20 protein-coding genes are annotated in these 17395 nt (G+C 41.2%); 4 read left to right on the top strand and 16 right to left on the bottom strand.

The annotated features are described in order from the left end of the window. Window positions 1-134 precede the first annotated feature (134 nt). On the bottom strand, window positions 135-1178 hold the full coding sequence (recA, locus tag CWB65_RS07010) for a recombinase RecA (RefSeq protein ID WP_058403019.1): 1044 nt from the start codon (window positions 1176-1178) through the stop codon (window positions 135-137). 65 nt (window positions 1179-1243) lie between these two features. After that, window positions 1244-1735, bottom strand: a complete 492-nt coding sequence (locus tag CWB65_RS07005; RefSeq protein ID WP_008128472.1) for a CinA family protein — start codon at window positions 1733-1735, stop codon at window positions 1244-1246. A gap of 21 nt (window positions 1736-1756) precedes the next feature. On the opposite strand from CWB65_RS07005, the gene mutS reads away from it, so the two are divergent. Continuing rightward, entirely contained in the window at window positions 1757-4339 is a 2583-nt protein-coding gene (gene mutS / locus CWB65_RS07000) for a DNA mismatch repair protein MutS (protein ID WP_138740256.1), read from the top strand. Window positions 4340-4407: 68 nt separating this feature from the next. On the opposite strand, the gene rpoS is transcribed toward mutS, so the two are convergent. From rpoS to CWB65_RS06945, 11 genes are all read right to left on the bottom strand, one after another. After that, entirely contained in the window at window positions 4408-5382 is a 975-nt protein-coding gene (gene rpoS / locus CWB65_RS06995) for an RNA polymerase sigma factor RpoS (protein ID WP_006791963.1), read from the bottom strand. A 35-nt stretch (window positions 5383-5417) separates the two neighbouring features. Then, complete coding sequence (locus CWB65_RS06990) at window positions 5418-6242, bottom strand: peptidoglycan DD-metalloendopeptidase family protein (RefSeq protein ID WP_138740255.1); 825 nt, start codon at window positions 6240-6242, stop codon at window positions 5418-5420. 41 nt (window positions 6243-6283) lie between these two features. After that, window positions 6284-6862, bottom strand: a complete 579-nt coding sequence (locus CWB65_RS06985; RefSeq protein WP_138740254.1) for a YqaA family protein — start codon at window positions 6860-6862, stop codon at window positions 6284-6286. A gap of 9 nt (window positions 6863-6871) precedes the next feature. Continuing rightward, window positions 6872-7510 carry a protein-L-isoaspartate(D-aspartate) O-methyltransferase gene (locus CWB65_RS06980; protein ID WP_006791960.1) on the bottom strand — a complete coding sequence of 213 codons (639 nt, stop codon included), beginning with the start codon at window positions 7508-7510 and terminating at the stop codon, window positions 6872-6874. Further along, entirely contained in the window at window positions 7500-8264 is a 765-nt protein-coding gene (gene surE / locus CWB65_RS06975) for a 5'/3'-nucleotidase SurE (protein WP_138740253.1), read from the bottom strand. The genes CWB65_RS06980 and surE overlap by 11 nt, the downstream gene beginning before the upstream one ends. Beyond that, on the bottom strand, window positions 8245-9297 hold the full coding sequence (gene truD, locus CWB65_RS06970; protein ID WP_138740252.1) for a tRNA pseudouridine(13) synthase TruD: 1053 nt from the start codon (window positions 9295-9297) through the stop codon (window positions 8245-8247). Before truD ends, surE begins: the two co-directional genes overlap by 20 nt. Next, on the bottom strand, window positions 9294-9791 hold the full coding sequence (gene ispF, locus CWB65_RS06965) for a 2-C-methyl-D-erythritol 2,4-cyclodiphosphate synthase (protein ID WP_138740251.1): 498 nt from the start codon (window positions 9789-9791) through the stop codon (window positions 9294-9296). The genes truD and ispF overlap by 4 nt, the downstream gene beginning before the upstream one ends. Then, window positions 9788-10489 carry a 2-C-methyl-D-erythritol 4-phosphate cytidylyltransferase gene (gene ispD / locus CWB65_RS06960; protein WP_138740250.1) on the bottom strand — a complete coding sequence of 234 codons (702 nt, stop codon included), beginning with the start codon at window positions 10487-10489 and terminating at the stop codon, window positions 9788-9790. The genes ispF and ispD overlap by 4 nt, the downstream gene beginning before the upstream one ends. Then, window positions 10479-10766, bottom strand: coding sequence for a cell division protein FtsB (ftsB, locus tag CWB65_RS06955; RefSeq protein WP_006791955.1), 288 nt, complete (start codon window positions 10764-10766; stop codon window positions 10479-10481). The genes ispD and ftsB overlap by 11 nt, the downstream gene beginning before the upstream one ends. Window positions 10767-10806: 40 nt before the next feature. Further along, a complete protein-coding gene (locus CWB65_RS06950; protein ID WP_006791954.1) occupies window positions 10807-11439 on the bottom strand; it encodes a hypothetical protein in 633 nt (210 codons plus the stop codon). Between the two features lie 74 nt (window positions 11440-11513). Beyond that, window positions 11514-11993: a DUF2947 domain-containing protein gene (locus tag CWB65_RS06945; protein WP_006791953.1), complete on the bottom strand. Its 480-nt coding sequence runs from the start codon at window positions 11991-11993 to the stop codon at window positions 11514-11516. Window positions 11994-12053: 60 nt separating this feature from the next. Between CWB65_RS06945 and CWB65_RS06940 the strand changes: the two genes are divergently transcribed. Genes CWB65_RS06940 through CWB65_RS06930 form a run of 3 tightly spaced genes read left to right on the top strand, consistent with a single transcriptional unit; the run spans window position 12054 to window position 14368 of the window. Continuing rightward, window positions 12054-12278: a DUF1653 domain-containing protein gene (locus CWB65_RS06940; protein ID WP_006791952.1), complete on the top strand. Its 225-nt coding sequence runs from the start codon at window positions 12054-12056 to the stop codon at window positions 12276-12278. Between the two features lie 52 nt (window positions 12279-12330). Continuing rightward, on the top strand, window positions 12331-13179 hold the full coding sequence (locus CWB65_RS06935; protein ID WP_006791951.1) for an AAA family ATPase: 849 nt from the start codon (window positions 12331-12333) through the stop codon (window positions 13177-13179). A gap of 1 nt (window position 13180) precedes the next feature. Continuing rightward, the gene (locus CWB65_RS06930; RefSeq protein WP_138740249.1) at window positions 13181-14368 is read left to right on the top strand and encodes a vWA domain-containing protein; all 1188 of its coding nucleotides are present in this window, start codon (window positions 13181-13183) and stop codon (window positions 14366-14368) included. A gap of 699 nt (window positions 14369-15067) precedes the next feature. Here CWB65_RS06930 and CWB65_RS06920 read toward each other — a convergent pair. From CWB65_RS06920 to hpf, 3 genes are all read right to left on the bottom strand, one after another. Continuing rightward, on the bottom strand, window positions 15068-15523 hold the full coding sequence (locus tag CWB65_RS06920; protein WP_138740247.1) for a GNAT family N-acetyltransferase: 456 nt from the start codon (window positions 15521-15523) through the stop codon (window positions 15068-15070). Between the two features lie 71 nt (window positions 15524-15594). Further along, window positions 15595-16830, bottom strand: coding sequence for an NRAMP family divalent metal transporter (locus tag CWB65_RS06915; RefSeq protein WP_138740246.1), 1236 nt, complete (start codon window positions 16828-16830; stop codon window positions 15595-15597). 142 nt (window positions 16831-16972) lie between these two features. Further along, a complete protein-coding gene (gene hpf, locus CWB65_RS06910; RefSeq protein ID WP_006791946.1) occupies window positions 16973-17329 on the bottom strand; it encodes a ribosome hibernation-promoting factor, HPF/YfiA family in 357 nt (118 codons plus the stop codon). Between the last annotated feature and the right edge of the window lie 66 nt (window positions 17330-17395).

Here is a 17395-nt window from a genome sequence, read left to right as displayed (position 1 = left end):
AAAATAGCTCAGCTAGTTAAGCGAATCGTTATTATTGACTTAATAGATGTTTAAACATAAAAAAACGCTAACCATTACTGGTTAGCGTTTTTATAAAGCTCGGGTCAAATCAAGCTTAGAGAACATTGTAAAGCTTAAAGGTCGCCTTCATCACCTAGTACATCTTCGCCATCTTCTGGTTCAATTGTCGCTTTAAGCAATAACATATCGCGTAGTTTGCCTTCAATTTCGTTTGCAATTTCTACGTTTTCTTTTAAGAATTTAATTGAATTGTTTTTACCTTGGCCTACCTTGTTACCATTGTAGCTGTACCAAGCACCTGCTTTTTCAACAATTTTGTGCTTAACACCTAAATCAATTAACTCGCCTTGCTTAGAAATACCTTCACCATACATGATGATAAATTCGGCTTGTTTAAACGGAGGCGCTACTTTGTTTTTAACAATTTTAACGCGCGTTTCGTTACCAACAACTTCATCACCTTCTTTCACCGAACCAATACGACGAATATCAATACGAACTGATGCGTAAAACTTAAGCGCGTTACCACCGGTTGTTGTTTCTGGGTTACCGAACATTACACCAATTTTCATACGAATTTGGTTAATGAAAATGCATAATGTATTTGAACGTTTAATATTACCCGTAAGCTTACGTAATGCTTGCGACATTAAACGTGCTTGTAAGCCCATGTGCGAGTCGCCCATGTCGCCTTCAATTTCAGCTTTAGGTGTGAGGGCTGCAACTGAATCGACAATCACAACATCTACAGCACTTGAACGCACTAACATGTCACAAATTTCTAACGCTTGCTCACCCGTATCTGGTTGAGAAACTAACAGCTCATCAATGTTAACACCTAGTTTTTGAGCGTATACAGGATCTAGAGCATGCTCAGCATCAACGAAGGCACATGTTTTACCTTCTTTTTGAGCTTGTGCGATAACTTGCAAAGTCAGTGTTGTTTTACCTGAAGATTCAGGACCATATACTTCAACAATACGACCCATTGGTAAACCGCCTATGCCTAAAGCAATGTCGATCCCTAATGAACCTGTAGATACTGCATCAATGTTCAGGGCTTTATTGTCGCCCAGCTTCATGATTGAACCTTTACCAAATTGACGCTCAATTTGTGATAGTGCAGCGTCTAACGCTTTTTGTTTGTTATCGTTCATTTTGTTCTCCAAATCCGGCTAATGCGAACAAGTATACTGTATGAAACCACAGTATCAAGCGAAATTTATAAATTTATCTTTTCAATTGTATTTTTTAATGCAAATTCAATAGCCTGCATTCTAACTTGGGCTCTATCACCACTAAATATTTGCTTAAATGTAAATTGTTTATCTGCAAATTGTAGGCAAAACCATACAAAACCCACTGGCTTATCTTGTGTTGCTCCACCCGGCCCTGCTATCCCCGATATAGCAATAGCAACGTCAACATTGGCAAGATTTTTTGCCCCCAACGCCATTTCTTTTACGGTTTGCTCGCTCACAGCACCATACTGCTCTAACGTACTCGTCGCTACATTGAGTAGTTCGTGCTTTGCCTCATTGCTATAAGTAACAAATGCACGCCCTAAATAGCGCGAGCTGCCAGGTGTGTCTGTTAGTGCATAACTCACCCCGCCACCCGTGCATGATTCAGCAGTAGTGATCCATAAGCATTTATCCGTTAAAATAACACCTAATTTCGCAGCAAGTGTTTTAATCTCTTGATGTAATTCCATATTCAGCCTTTGGGTAAATACATGTCGTTTGATCTTTTTGCACCACACACTATAAAACAACAAACCCCTATGATGCAGCAGTATCTAAAAATAAAATCAGAGCATCGCGATATTTTATTGTTTTATCGTATGGGTGATTTTTATGAGCTTTTCTTTGACGACGCAAAACGTGCAGCTCAATTGCTCGATATTTCGCAAACTCAACGCGGCAAAGCCGGTGGCGACCCAATTCCTATGGCAGGTGTGCCTTATCATGCCGTAGAAAACTACCTAGCGCGTTTGGTACAAATGGGCGAATCAGTTGCTATTTGTGAACAAGTTGGCGACCCCGCAACCAGTAAAGGCCCTGTTGAACGAAAAGTAGTGCGCATTGTAACACCGGGCACTATTTCAGATGAGGCGCTTCTTCAGGAACGACAAGACAACTTACTGACCAGTCTTTGGCAAAATAAAAAAGGCCAATACGGTGTTGCGTATCTTGATATAAATTCTGGGCGTTTTAACGTTGTAGAAGTCAATACTGACGAAGCGTTAAGCTCAACGCTACAACGTTTATCGCCAGCAGAACTGCTTTATAGCGAAAATTTTGAAAACACCCATCTAATCGAACATATTAAAGGTGCTCGTCGTCGCCCTGAATGGGAGTTCGACTTAGATACGGCTCAGCACTTATTATGCGATCAATTTGGAACAAAGGATTTAGTTGGATTTGGTGTAGAAAAAGCTCACTCAGCGCTCGTAGCTGCAGGCTGTTTAATGCAATACGTGAAAGATACACAGCGCATTGCTTTGCCTCATATTCGCGCCATTACGCTTGAGCACAACGAACACGCTGTTATATTAGATGCCGCAACCCGTAAAAATTTAGAGCTAACGGTTAATCTGTCAGGCGGATTTGAAAACACGCTTGCACAAGTTCTTGATAAAACAGCCACAGCAATGGGCTCACGCTTATTAAAACGCCGCATTCATACACCTGTTCGAAATAAAGACGAGTTGAATTCTCGTCTAAATGCTATTAGCGCAATTTTAGACGTACAACTGTGCGGCGAATTGCACGAGTCGCTAAAAGAGATTGGTGATATAGAACGTGTGATAGCTCGTTTAGCATTATGCACTGCACGCCCAAGGGATTTAACACGCTTGCGCAGTGCTCTACAAGCACTTGCACCCCTGCATAATTTATTAAGTGATGCGAGCGACCCACGCATTACAAGTATTATCAATCACTCACCTGAATTACCTGAGCTACAAGCATTGCTAGAGCGAGCTGTTATTGATAATCCGCCAGTACTTATTCGTGATGGGGGCGTAATTGCACCTGGTTATAACAGTGAACTTGATGAATGGCGTAACCTAAGTAAAGGGGCAACTGATGTACTTGAGCAGCTTGAACAACGCGAGCGTGAACGTACAGGCATTAGTACATTAAAAATTGGCTATAACCGAGTACACGGCTTTTTTATAGAAGTGAGCCGCGCTAATTCACACTTAGTCCCTGCTGATTATATTCGCCGTCAAACGCTTAAAAATAATGAACGCTATATTATTCCAGAGCTTAAAGAGCATGAAGACAAAGTACTTGGTAGCCAATCAAAAGCACTCGCGCTTGAAAAACAACTATACGAAGAGTTGTTTGAATTTATCGCCCCACACATTGAGCAGCTGCAAATAATGGCTGCAGCGCTTGCTGACTTAGATGTATTAAATAACTTAGCAGAGCGTGCCTTTGCACTTAATTATGCTAAACCAGAGCTTTGCGACAACGACAACATTAGCATTCAACAAGGCCGTCACCCTGTTGTTGAACAGGTAATGAAAGACCCATTCATTGCAAACCCTGTAGAGCTTAATAGTCAGCGCAAAATGTTAATTATTACAGGCCCAAATATGGGTGGTAAATCAACCTATATGCGCCAAACAGCACTTATTGTATTAATGGCGCACATCGGCTGTTATGTCCCTGCCGATAGCGCAAAAATAGGTAATATCGATCGTATATTTACGCGTATTGGTGCAAGTGATGATTTAGCCTCTGGCCGCTCAACCTTTATGGTTGAAATGACCGAAACCGCCACAATTTTAAATAATGCGACAGCGCAGTCGCTGGTATTAATGGATGAAATTGGGCGTGGTACAAGTACCTACGACGGGCTTTCGCTTGCATATGCCACAGCGAATCATTTAGCATCAAAAATATCCGCTAAAACCCTGTTTGCAACTCACTACTTTGAATTAACTGAGCTTGCAGAGCAAACGCAGGGCCTTGTAAACGTTCACCTTGATGCAATAGAGCATAACGATACCATTGCATTTATGCATACTGTGCTAGACGGTGCGGCAAGCAAAAGCTTTGGTTTACAAGTGGCCGCGCTGGCTGGTGTGCCTAAAGCGGTAATTACACAAGCTAAACAAAAGCTTAAGTTACTTGAAAATCACCAAAGTGTTACTGCACCTAATGCTGAGCAACACGCATTTTCATTTAATAATGGCGCTGTTATTGAGCCTTCACAAGTGGAAGAACAATTAAGTGCAATTGACCCAGATAACTTATCGCCTCGTCAAGCACACGAATTGCTCTATAAATTAAAAGCGTTGCTTTAACAAAAAATGCCGAAGAATAATTTCTTCGGCATTTTTTATTCAAGTCTTTTAAGGTCTTACATTTATTATTAAGAAAATTGATTAAATAAACTATCTGTGCTTAACCCTTCTTGTTGCAAAATATCTTTTAAACGACGTAGAGCTTCAACTTGTATTTGTCTTACTCGCTCTCGTGTTAGTCCTATTTCCCTACCTACATCTTCAAGTGTAGATGGCTCATAGCCGAGTAATCCAAACCGACGCGCCAGTACTTCACGTTGCTTAAGGTTTAACTCTCCTAACCAATCAACAATGTGTTTATTAATTTCTGTGTCTTGCACTTCACCTTCAGGGCCGTTGCCTTTTTCGTCAGGTAAAATATCAAGCAGCACGCTGTCGTTTTCGCCACCAATTGGCATATCAACCGACGCTATTTTTTCATTCAAACGTAACATTTTGGTTACGTCTTCAACTGGCTTATCTAGGCATTCAGCTATTTCTTCAGCAGTTGGCTCATGGTCGAGTTTTTGGGTTAGCTCTCGCGCTGTTCGTAAGTAAACGTTTAGCTCTTTCACTACGTGGATGGGCAAACGAATAGTGCGTGTTTGGTTCATAATGGCGCGTTCAATTGTTTGACGTATCCACCATGTTGCATAGGTCGAGAATCTAAACCCGCGTTCAGGATCAAACTTTTCAACAGCACGAATTAACCCTAAATTACCTTCTTCAATTAAATCGAGTAGTGCAAGTCCACGGTTATTGTATCTACGTGCAATTTTAACAACTAAACGTAAGTTGCTCTCAATCATACGTTTACGAGAGGCTTCACAGCCTTTGAGGGATTTACGCGCGAAAAATACTTCTTCTTCAGCGCTTAATAATGGAGAGAAGCCTATTTCACCTAAGTAAAGTTGGGTGGCATCTAGGTTTTTAGTCACTTCTTCTTTGGCAAATATGTCTTCGTCATCTACTTTTTCAAGTAGCGGTGTTGCTTCTTCAACGGTGTTTTCATCAAACTTGTCGTCATTGCTGATATTTTTTTCAATCTTTGCTGCGCTAGCCATAAGCCTTCTCCAGAGCAATTATCAATACCTAAAATCTAAGGAAGGTATTTAGCAGGATTGACAGCTTTCCCACGGTAACGAATTTCAAAGCGAAGCGCGGTAACCGAAGACTCTGAATTGCCAATTTCTGCTATTTTTTGTCCTGCCTTAACTTTTTGCTTTTCTTTTACAAGTAATTTCGAGTTATGTGCATAAGCACTTAGGTAATCATCATTATGTTTCAAAATGATTAAATTACCATAACCTCGAAGCGCGTTACCCGCATACACCACCGTTCCTTGTGCAGCGGCTAAAACTGTAGCCCCCATTTTATTAGTAATTTGTAAGCCTTTATAGCCGTTTTCTTTATTAGAAAAGCGTTTGGTAATTTTGCCCTTTGCTGGCCAAAACCACTTTAATTTACCGCTCGACAACTGCTTTTGATTACTAACTTTATATTTGGCTTGTTTTTGAACATACTCTCGTTTTTTTGGCCGTTCAAGTCCTTTCTTTAATTTTTTGTTATTATTTTGTATGTTTTTTCTAGACTTTTTACTCGAATTCGTATATTTTTTTGAGCTTTTAATTTTTTTGATAGTGGGAGAGAGAGAGATTGACTGGCCTGGATATATAACATAAGGACTTGAAATTGAGTTGTTTTTAGCAAGTTCTCTAAAGTCTTTTCCTGCGCTAAATGCGATTGAATAAAGTGTATCTCCTTTTTGTACTGTATATTTGCCATCTACAATGTTAATTAAATGGTTTGAGTCATTAACATTATTATTTAAGCTACTAACGGGCGCTGGAACATGGCGAGATGAACAACCAAAGAGAAAAACACTAATGAACAAAGCAACATAAAGCATAAATTGTCTATTCATCGTGCTTTTCTCCATGTTTAAGTAACATTATTTTATATAGCTTAACGCAACAAAAAGTACGCAACGGCTATTAATATTACTAATCCCCAGCCAAGCACTTCAATATACTGACGTAATTTTTTCTCCATTTGCGCTCCGCCCCATTTCATAAGCGCAGCAACTAGAAAAAACCGAGCACCGCGCCCGATTGCAGAAGCAATTAAAAATGGTAAAAACGCCATCTGTAAAACGCCCGCACCAATTGTAAATACTTTATAGGGTATGGGTGAAAAACCAGCTAAGAACACAACCCAAACGCCATACTCTTTAAACCAATTTAATGCTACATCAAACTTTTCTTGCCAATGCATCTGTGCAATTAGCGGCTCTACAACAGGTTCAAATAGCCAAAAACCAAGTAAATAGCCAATTACCCCGCCCAGCACAGATGCAATCGTCGCGAAGCTTGCAAAACGCCACGCCTTACTAGGTTGAGCCAGCGACATTGGCGCTAACATTACATCGGGTGGGATAGGAAAAAAAACAGACTCGGCAAAACTCATTCCTGCTAAATAACTCTCCGCATGGCGGTGCTTTGCCCATACTAGGGCCATATCGTACAACTTAGTAAACAACTTCAAAGTGAATTCCTATTCAATATCACCAGGTACCAAAGGTACAAATCTTACTGGTGCAATAACATGCTCTGTAAAGCTTTCGCCCTTTCGAATAACCATTATTAATTTTTGATCAGCTTCGCCAACCGGCGCTAATAATACACCGCCATCGGCGAGTTGACTTAACAAACCTTGAGGTAAGGTGGCAGCCGCAGCGGTAACAATAATACCGTCAAATGGTGCTTGAGATTGCCAACCTTGCCAGCCATCTCCATGTTTCATTGTTACATTGTATAAATCAAGCTGCTGCAGACGCCGTTTAGCCTGCCATTGCAAAGCTTTGATCCGCTCAACAGAATAAACGTTAGTAAACGTTTTAGCCAATACCGCTGTTTGATAGCCAGAGCCCGTGCCAATTTCTAATACTTTATCGCGCACACCGGCCAACCTCAAAAGCTCCGTCATACGGGCTACAATATAAGGCTGCGAAATAGTTTGCCCTTGCCCAATAGGTAGCGCTGTATTTTCATAAGCTTTGTGCTGCAATACGTCGTCAATAAATAAATGACGAGGTATACCTGCAATGGCATCAAGTACGCCTTGATCCTCAACACCTTCACGTTTAAGTAAATCTGATAACGCTTTCGCACTTCGCGTGTAATTAGCGAGCACGATTTATCTCCAAATTAGATAACCAGTCCCCAACTGCCTTAATGCTATTGTGTGCGGTCATATCAACACTGAGTGGTGTAACCGATGCAAAACCATTATTAATGGCGTAAAAGTCAGTTCCTTCACCTGCATCACTCTCTGTGCCAAGCGAGCCATACCAGTAAATACTTCGACCCCAAGGGTCTGTTTGCTTGGTCATAGTTTCAGCTTTATGCCGAGCGCCTAAACGCGTAACCTGCACACCTTTTAATTCACTTAGTGGAACATCTGGCACATTAACATTAATAATTTGGTCTTTTGGTAATGGGTGCGATGCAAGTTCTTTAATTATATTAACTGTTACCGCGGCCGCTGTTTCAAAGTGCTCGCCATTGTGTGAGCAAAGTGAAACTGCAATAGCAGGCAACCCCAAATGACGACCTTCGGTCGCTGCAGCAACAGTGCCTGAATAAAGCGTATCATCACCTAAATTGGCGCCATGATTAACGCCTGCCACAACTAAATCTGGTTTTTGGTCAACAAGCTGATTAACACCTAAATGAACGCAATCGGTTGGCGTACCATTAACTGACATAAACCCATTTTCAAGAGTTGTTGCACGCAATGGGTTCATTAATGTGAGCGAGTTACTTGCACCACTGCAATTGCGATCGGGTGCCACCAAAGTGACGTCTGCAATTTTTGTAAGCGCGTTATATAAGACCGCTATGCCTTTAGCATTAACGCCATCATCGTTACTTAACAGTATCTTCATTTATGCCATTATCCTTTTCTTTTCGCTCTTTTGGACTTGCATCTGTATAGTCCACCAGCTCACGTAGTAATGCGGTTGCAAAACATCCTTTAGGTAAACCAAAGCTCAGCTTAAGTGTGGTGTTATCAAGTGTTTCTACAGCCAAGTTATCAGGAATCAAACGCAACATTCTACGCTCGTTTTTAAGCCCTAATTCACCCAGGCCTTCACACCAAGCCTGATAGGGTTTAAGCCATATTTTTTCTTGCTCAGTTAACCCTTTATCACTTTTGCCTGCCATAGGTGCCGACATTACAATATCACCAGAGGCCAAACGTGCTATGTTTTCGTCGTTAATTGCATCTTCAAAAAATGCATTACTGCCGCTGAGCATAAATACTTCGCGGTGCATAGTTTTAGCTAAACCGTGTTCTTTTACACGTAAACTTACAAGTTGATTAAAAATATGTGAACGCGCAGCTGAAATAATAATACCGCGTAACTTCTTATCGCGAATACGTTCGCCAGCAAACATTTTTTCGGCCATAACTAAATTATGCCCATCGTGGCCAAAACGCTGCTCGCCAAAGTAATTTGGCACACCAGCACGCACAGCATTTATGCGGCATAATATATCAAGCGGCTCGGTAACATTACGAAGGGTAATGGTAAATTTATTGCCCTTGTGGCAACCGGTGCGTAATTTACGCTCGTGGCGCTGTTGCGACACTATAAAAATGCTTTCGCTATTTAACTCTGTAAAATCTATATGCTTTTTAATGGGCACTTTTACACTAAACCATTGGCTACATACACCATGACGATCTTTCATGCCCGCGTAGCTTACATCGCGAGGGGATACACCGGCTTTTTGCGCGATAATTTTAGCCACGTATTGTGTGTTTTCGCCTTTTTTAACCACCTGCAAGCATACATGCTCACCGTTACCTGTAAACTCTATACCTAGATCTTCATCTACCATAAAGTCTTCTGCTGTGGTTTTAAAGTCAGCTTTTGAAAGCGGTGCGCCGTATAAATAATTTAAGTCGCTCATGCGTTTTTTGTACTCGCAAGCTCTTTACTCATAATAACCACGGCATGACTAGAAATACCTTCTTTACGTCCTTCAAAACCCAACTTTTCAGTTGTCGTAGCCTTAACATTTATTTGGCTAAGGTCGCAGTTTAAATCATTAGCTAGATTTACACGCATAGCCTGTATGTGCGGCAGCATTTTTGGTGCTTGTGCCACAATGGTGACATCGGCGTTTCCTAATACATAGCCTTGCTCTTTAGCTAACTTAACAACATGACGAAGCAAAATGCGGCTGTCTATATTTTCATATTCGCTCGCTGTATCAGGAAAGTGCTTGCCAATATCGCCCATAGCGAGCGCACCTAAAATAGCATCACATAATGCATGAATAGCTACATCGCCATCTGAGTGTGCTAAAAAGCCTTGTGGGTAATCAATTTTTTCACCACAAATAGTTAACGGGCCTTCGCCGCCAAATTTATGTACGTCAAAACCATGGCCAATTCGAATCATACTGCACTCTCGTTTTGTTGTTTGTTTAATATAAACCCTGCCAAAGCTAAATCTTCTGGCGTGGTTATTTTAATATTATCGCTACGACCCGCTATAAGTTTTACTGGTTTGTTTACCCACTCAATTGCACTGGCTTCGTCGGTAATAGGCACCCCACTTTGCAGCGCATTTTGCAGCGCATTTTTAAGGTCACTGTACTTAAAAAATTGAGGGGTAAGCGCTTGCCATAGGTCGTCTCGGGGGACGGTTTGCTTTGAGTGTGTATCGCCGCGTTTGATGGTGTCTTTTACTTTAGTGGCTAAAATTCCGCCTTCATTTACACTAAGGCACTCACTTATAAGGCGCTCTATGTCTGCTAGGTCAACCAATGGGCGCGCTGCATCGTGCACTAATACCCAATCAGGAGGATTGGGTGCTAAAAATAACAAACTATTAAGTACTGAATCAGCACGTTCTTTGCCACCACTTGAACGTACAATGCGCGCATCGGTTAATGGTAGTTCATCAAAGTATGGGTCTGTATCGCTAAGGGCAACAACAATAGTTTGTAGTTGTGGTAATTGAGATAGTTTAGTTAGGGTGTGTTCTAAAATTGTTTTACCCGCTAACTGTATATATTGTTTAGGTGCATTGTGCTGCATTCTGCTGCCTACACCTGCTGCGGGTACAATCGCAACGATAGTTTGTTTATTTCTCATATTGGTTGCCCGGTAAAACACGAATAAATGTTTCGTCCGGCTTAATCATTCCTAATTCGTTTCGGGCACGTTCTTCAATGCCCTCAAGACCAAGCTTTAAATCTTCTATGTCGGCTTTGAGCACTTTATTACGTTTTATCAACTTTTCGTTAGTGTCTTGGTGGGTTGCCACCGCCCCTTTTAAGCGCGAGTAATCTTGCACACCATTTTGACCAAACCATAACCTGTATTGAACAAACAGTGCTAAGCACAGTAAGCACACTTGAAAAACACGCATTTAACACTCCTTATTTAATAATTTAAAAGTTTTAACTTAACTAAGCTAATGGGCGTTTTATATTGCGCCAATTAATATTCCCTGCCAGTAGCATTTCACGTAATGATAATACACGTGGTGTGCAACGCTTTGAAAACTGCCACTGATGCCCACAGCACGCTGCAGCTAAACTCAACTTACTTGGCTTTAAAAGTTGTGCATATTGCTGCTCTAGGCCGTTACCTAAAAAATCAAACCACCCTAGCTCGTTGCAATGCAACTTGTTTTCTGACACCTGATCAATACTGTCTATCCTAAGGTGTAATTTGTCATACTGGTTTACTATCACCGGAACAATTAGTCCCACTTTGGCATGCGCTTGAAAAAAAAGTTCATTGGCTTGTTTATTTACATCGGGCGGCGTTGCTTTTTGTTTTTCGAGCCACGAGCCATTTTGTGCATCAAGCGTAAAAGGCGAATGCCCGTTTACTACAAGCGATGCAGCTCGTTCAATGTAATAAGGCAAACTTTTTAACTGCCTACGCAGCTTATCGGCATTAGGTTCGGCGACTAGCCGCTGAACTTCTCGCTGATAAAATGCATTGCACAACTGCGCATAAAGCGCCTTTTGCGCATCAGTTTGCCAAATTTCAACTTGCTGCTGTTCACCAAGTGACTGATTTTTCGCGACCAATTGCTTTACTCAAAAACATTCAGATAACTGTTTTATAACATAGTACTGAATAGTTTTTAAGCACACATAATAAATTAAGCGCTTGGTTTTTCACCTAACTTAGCTTTACCCGACTCTAAAAATTGCACAACACTGTTGCGCTTTTTACCAACTAGTAAACTGCCATCGGCTAAAAACATAAAGTTTTGCCAATTACGTTTAAATACGTCAAACGTTGTTTCAATAACATTATCGCGCGCCATACAAAAATATACCGTGGTATTTGCTTCCCACCCTAAAAACTCTAAAATTTCTTGAGGTGGTAAAGCATCGCCATTTTCCCAAGCTGCTTCCCAGTTAACTTCATCACTAAAGCTTTTATCTTGACCGCACCACATACTGTCATCAAAAAAGTCGGGGTGGTCAAACTCCCGGCTTACCATTGTGCTCCAAAGTACAGCAGCGCGTTCGTCGCTCATTGGTTTTATTTTAGCTGCGTCATCACTTGATACCGGAATGTCTTTATGGCGAAAAACCCACGCTTTTCTGTAATCATCTAACGAAATATAGTTCATAATATTGGCAAATTAGTTAGCATTAAAAGTGCAAACACAAATTATACAAGAGATTGAAGCATGACTACAGCACTAAAACTGGGTTTATACCAACACTACAAAGGCCCGCAGTACAAAGTTTTATATCAGGCAACACATAGCGAAACAGACGAACAATTGGTGATATACCAAGCCTTATATGGTGAGTTCGGTATTTGGGCACGACCACTTAGTATGTTTTTAGAAACCGTTGAAAAAGAGGGCAAAACTATACCTCGTTTTGCCTACCTTGGACCTGCAGATTAACTGTGGCATTATAACCCCATTCAATACTGCTCAGACCAGACAAGGGTACACCGTGCAATTTAATTCTACTGACAATTACATCGCAAGCAGCTCGCTAAAACAGGCTGTAAATGCTGCTATTATGCTTGAAAAACCATTACTTATTAAAGGTGAACCTGGTACAGGCAAAACGATGCTGGCCGAAGAGCTTGCGAAAAGTTTAAACACCGAGCTTATTCAGTGGCACATTAAATCGACCACCAAAGCACAGCAAGGTTTATACGAATACGATGCCGTATCGCGTTTGCGTGACAGCCAGCTAGGTGATGAGCGCGTGCATGATATTGGCAACTACATTGTTAAAGGTAAGCTGTGGCAAGCATTTACCTATGCCGAGCTTAACGGCAAACGCCCAGTTTTACTCATTGACGAAATAGACAAAGCCGACATTGAGTTTCCAAACGATTTGCTGCTCGAACTTGATAAAATGGAGTTTCACGTTTACGAAACAGGTGAGCGCATTATCGCAAAAGAGCGCCCTATTGTGATTATCACTTCAAATAACGAAAAAGAGCTGCCTGATGCCTTTTTACGCCGCTGTTTTTTTCATTATATTGACTTTCCAAGCAGCGAGGAAATGCAGCAAATTGTCGATGTACATTACCCTAACGTTAAACAAGATTTAGTACGCCAAGCATTAGAAGTATTTTTTAACTTACGTGAAGCCAACGGCCTTAAAAAGAAGCCCTCCACCAGCGAATTACTGGATTGGTTAAAACTTTTAATGGCAGAGGATATAGACGCTAAAACATTGCACGACAAAAGCCAAAAAGGCGGCTTAATGCCGATGTTTGGCGCACTGCTTAAAAATGAGCAAGACATAAGCCTCATCGAAAAACTCGCGTTTATGAGCCGCCGTTAATATGTTGATTGCGTTTTTCTTCAAATTACGTGAATACCGTTTACCGGTAAGCCTGCGCGAACTACTCGATTTAATTAACGCCTTAAAAAAAGGCGTTATATTTGCCGACGTAGATGCCTTTTACCATTTGGCCCGCACCATAATGGTAAAGGACGAAACCCATTTTGACCGCTTCGATAAAGCCTTTAGCGACTACTTTAGCGGTATTGCCGACCTTGATTTACTCGAGAGTTTAAAGCAACAGCACAACTTACCTGAAGATTGGCTACGCAAAGAGTTTGAAAAAAACCTAAGCGATGAAGAAAAAGCCCAACTAAAAGCGATGGGCGGGCTCGACGAGCTCATGAAAACCCTGAAAGAGCGTTTAGAAGAGCAACAAAAACGCCACGCAGGCGGTAATAAATGGGTAGGCACCGGTGGTACATCTCCTTTTGGCGCGTATGGTTATAACCCTGAGGGCGTGCGTATAGGACAAGACGGCAACCGCAACCGCCAAGCGGTAAAAGTGTGGGACAAGCGCGAATACCGTAACCTAGATTCAGACCGCGAAATTGGTTCACGCACTATAAAACTCGCCCTTAAAAAGCTGCGCAAATTTGCCCGCACCGGCGCAAGTGACACCCTTGATTTAAACGAGACCATTCGCGCAACCGCCAAGCAAGGCGGCATGCTGGATGTAAAAATGGCACCCGAGCGCCACAATGCTGTAAAAGTATTAATGCTGTTTGATATTGGCGGTTCAATGGATGACTACATTCATACCTGCGAAGAACTATTTAGCGCCGCCCACAGTGAATTTAAGCATTTAGAGTTTTACTACTTTCATAACTGTTTATACGAACACGTTTGGCAGGATAACCAACGCCGCCATTCAAACGTAATAGACACCATGACGCTGATCAACAAATTCACCAGCGACTACAAGGTTATATTTGTGGGTGATGCCACTATGGGCCCATACGAAATAGCCTACCCCGGCGGCTCGGTAGAACATTACAACGAAGAGCCCGGCAGTGCATGGTTATCACGCATAACTAACCATTTCGATAAAGTAGCGTGGCTCAACCCACAACTGGTTGAACACTGGCCGTACTATCAATCGATTGGCTTTATAAAAGAGTTAATGAACAATCGCATGTATGCGCTGAGCTTGGATGGGATAAGTAGCGCGATAAAAGATCTGAGTTGATCGTTAATATCAATGACAGCTCAGTGCCATTAGCAGACATCGACTTTAATGTCTTAAGTCAAGATTTGACTCCATTCACTTATAACCTGTGTTGGCCGCTCTTGCCAACATCCGGTTGATAGATTTGTTATGAGCTGATTTCAAACCTTAGTCCTTTCCATTTGATTCTTTCAGTTGCTCTTTAGCACTGGAAAAACCATCGTTAAAACCTTTAGAGAATGGCTCTACCGCGGTCGCAATTACCAAACACATAGCGCCTAGAAGCATAGTGTTTCGTTTGTTTTTTACATACCCATAGATAGTTAGAAAAACAAACAATATTGAAAATACTAGCTGCAAATAAAACACTTAAAATTCCTTTTATTTAAAATTAACACGACGACTAAAGCTCATAACAATTTAATAGTGCGCTCGTCGCGCATATTTCTGCCGACGCTACGCTCATTTTTCTACATTATATAGTTTTAACAAATTACCTAAGGTATTACTATCGCAAAGTTTTCTAAAGTTTTTAGGTAAAGTTAAATTAACCAATATGCGCGCAGCGCTTACTTTCATGAATATATGCGCAGAGCAGTTTAACCAATCTATTAACGACGATATTTAGCCAATCTCAATGTCCGCTTATCGCTCTGAACAGCCATGCGGATAATATTTAAATCATACAACTACAAAACGTTACTTCTCGGTCATTTTAGTTTAAACCGATTTACTCATAAACAAGCTATACGGGTCTAACTCATAATTACCAAACGGTTCGCACTCTTTAAAACCAAATTGGACATAAAGCTTTTGTGCGGGTAAAAATGCCTTAGCAGTGCCGGTTTCTAAACTAAGTTTTTTATAGCCTCGCAGTGTTGCTTGCTCAATAATATGCGTGAGTAACTTAGCGGCTATGCCTTGGCGTAAATAGTTGCTTGAGGTGCGCATTGATTTAATTTCGCCATGCGTTGTATTTAGCGCTTTTAATGCGCCGACACCCGCTAAGTTATTATCAATCCATAAGCTATAAAAGGTTATGTCGGGCTGAGTGAGTTTAGTTACATCCAGTGCATGTACGCTCTCTATGGGGGAGTGTTTTAGCATATCGTTATGATGCGCTTGTAGTAGCTTTATAACGTGAGGGTTTGAAAGCTCGCCTGTTCTAATATCCATTTATACCTCGTTTAACCCTAGAATTTAATGCTTTAGGGCTTTAATGAAAACCCTAAAGTAAGTGGCTCTATTTAGAATGCTAGTTTCCACACTACAAACGCAACAGCGAAACCAACCAAGTACACTAAGCCTAGCCACGTTAAGCAGCGCAATAGTACGCTGTGTTTAATGGCGGGCTCTGATCGCACAAGGCTAAAGTTAAGCCATGCAAAAACGGGAGTAGTGACAAAAGCAAGTGTCATGGCAAAAGTAAGCATTGGCCCCAGGGCCGATTTAAAAAATAAAATAACGGCCATACCTGCAAGCGCTTGTAGTATTAACCAAATATTTAGGCTGTGTTTTGATTGCCCAAAACCAAGCAATTTATGTGACTCGTTAAGTGTACGTGCGTAGCCGTCAAGCACGGTAAGTGTAGTGCCAAACATACATAAAAAAGCAATAGCTGATACCAGCGGCCTTGCCCACTCACCAATAGTCAGTGCGTACATGTCTATGAGCTGTTTAGCAAAGGCAACACCGCCAAGCTCAATACTGCTGCTTTGCCCGTATTGCACCAGCACACCTAAGCTAAAAAATACCAATGCTAAGCAGGCTATTAGCCAATAGCCTACGTTAAAATCAAACAAGCCTTGGCTTTTAGTGACCGCTTGCTGGGCTTGCTTTTCTTTAAGCCACAGCGAACTAAGGGCTGATATTTCTATGGGTGCTGGCATCCAACCCATTAACGCGACCATAAAGCTCAGCATAGCAAGCTCGTAAGGCGATGGACCCACATAGTCAGCTGGTGCCATTGGGCCATCACTAAACGCAATAACCAGTGCAATAATAGTAGCAAGCGTTAATAGCCCCATTATGCCTTTAGCAACGCTGTCGAGCGCTTTAAAGTGCCCTAACAATAATATGACTAAGCAAACACCGAGCAATATCCAACACAGCAGCGTTACTTCTATTACTATTGGCAACGCATAATGCAGTAAACTTGCTGTAAGCAGTAATACGCCTGCGGTATTAACAACAGCAGCGAGTATGTTTAGGCCTATAAAACTATAAAAATAAACAGGGCCTTTATTTTTATAGCCTTCTACTAAACTGTTTTTAGTAGCTAAGGTATATTCCATACCAAAACGAAAAAAAGGGTATTTTAATACATTTACCGCCAATATAAGCCAAAACAATTGCCAACCAAATAATGCGCCTGCTTGAGTTGATGCAACTAAGTGTGAGCCTCCAATTGCGGCGGTGGCCATTAAAATACCCGGGCCAAGGGCGCCTATGCGAGATTTCCATATTGCTTGTGTTTGTTGCATTAATTTCTCAAATTATGTGTGTTATTCACTCTGGTTATTAATTTTCACAATTAATAACACCGAAGGCTGCATAACTTACCTAAATTAAAGGCAATAAAAAAGAGCCATAAGGCTCTTTTTTATAGTGCTTTGGGACTAAAAATTATTTTAGTTCCATCTCTTGGATGATTTCGTGCGCTATTTCTGGCGTTGTACTTACAGGCTTTTCGTGTAAATTTGCTTTTATTTGCCCTTTTCGATGTTTTAGTGCTGCATCGAGTTTTTTAGCTGCGCTTGCAATAGCTGGGTACATTACTTCGTTTTCCCCTTTTACTGATATTCGCGCACCTTCGTAATTAGTGCTAATTTCGGCTTGGATTTTATGATGCTCTTTAGACAAGATCATATCGAGAGAAATAAGTGATGGAAAGTGGCTCTCAATTTTAGAAAATTTTTCGTTGATGTGCTCTCTAATAGAGTCAGTAACTTCAACATGGTGACCAGAAAGATTAATTTTCATAGGGTATCCTTTTATTTGTTACCTCATAAATAGTATTGGGGGCTATTTAGATTAACACAAGGAAAA

This window comes from Pseudoalteromonas sp. S554 (assembly GCF_005930865.1).
In the GTDB taxonomy this organism is placed as follows: domain Bacteria; phylum Pseudomonadota; class Gammaproteobacteria; order Enterobacterales; family Alteromonadaceae; genus Pseudoalteromonas; species Pseudoalteromonas marina.
This window is presented reverse-complemented; position numbering and strand designations above follow the sequence as displayed.

What these genes read in the sequence shown, in the direction of transcription:
- recA (WP_058403019.1), bottom strand. Translation starts at nt 1,178, where the DNA reads ATGAACGATAACAAACAAAAAGCGTTAGACGCTGCACTATCACAAATT.
- CWB65_RS07005 (WP_008128472.1), bottom strand. Translation starts at nt 1,735, where the DNA reads ATGGAATTACATCAAGAGATTAAAACACTTGCTGCGAAATTAGGTGTT.
- mutS (WP_138740256.1), top strand. Translation starts at nt 1,757, where the DNA reads ATGTCGTTTGATCTTTTTGCACCACACACTATAAAACAACAAACCCCT.
- rpoS (WP_006791963.1), bottom strand. Translation starts at nt 5,382, where the DNA reads ATGGCTAGCGCAGCAAAGATTGAAAAAAATATCAGCAATGACGACAAG.
- CWB65_RS06990 (WP_138740255.1), bottom strand. Translation starts at nt 6,242, where the DNA reads ATGAATAGACAATTTATGCTTTATGTTGCTTTGTTCATTAGTGTTTTT.
- surE (WP_138740253.1), bottom strand. Translation starts at nt 8,264, where the DNA reads ATGAAGATACTGTTAAGTAACGATGATGGCGTTAATGCTAAAGGCATA.
- truD (WP_138740252.1), bottom strand. Translation starts at nt 9,297, where the DNA reads ATGAGCGACTTAAATTATTTATACGGCGCACCGCTTTCAAAAGCTGAC.
- ispF (WP_138740251.1), bottom strand. Translation starts at nt 9,791, where the DNA reads ATGATTCGAATTGGCCATGGTTTTGACGTACATAAATTTGGCGGCGAA.
- ispD (WP_138740250.1), bottom strand. Translation starts at nt 10,489, where the DNA reads ATGAGAAATAAACAAACTATCGTTGCGATTGTACCCGCAGCAGGTGTA.
- ftsB (WP_006791955.1), bottom strand. Translation starts at nt 10,766, where the DNA reads ATGCGTGTTTTTCAAGTGTGCTTACTGTGCTTAGCACTGTTTGTTCAA.
- CWB65_RS06945 (WP_006791953.1), bottom strand. Translation starts at nt 11,993, where the DNA reads ATGAACTATATTTCGTTAGATGATTACAGAAAAGCGTGGGTTTTTCGC.
- CWB65_RS06940 (WP_006791952.1), top strand. Translation starts at nt 12,054, where the DNA reads ATGACTACAGCACTAAAACTGGGTTTATACCAACACTACAAAGGCCCG.
- CWB65_RS06930 (WP_138740249.1), top strand. Translation starts at nt 13,181, where the DNA reads ATGTTGATTGCGTTTTTCTTCAAATTACGTGAATACCGTTTACCGGTA.
- CWB65_RS06920 (WP_138740247.1), bottom strand. Translation starts at nt 15,523, where the DNA reads ATGGATATTAGAACAGGCGAGCTTTCAAACCCTCACGTTATAAAGCTA.
- CWB65_RS06915 (WP_138740246.1), bottom strand. Translation starts at nt 16,830, where the DNA reads ATGCAACAAACACAAGCAATATGGAAATCTCGCATAGGCGCCCTTGGC.
- hpf (WP_006791946.1), bottom strand. Translation starts at nt 17,329, where the DNA reads ATGAAAATTAATCTTTCTGGTCACCATGTTGAAGTTACTGACTCTATT.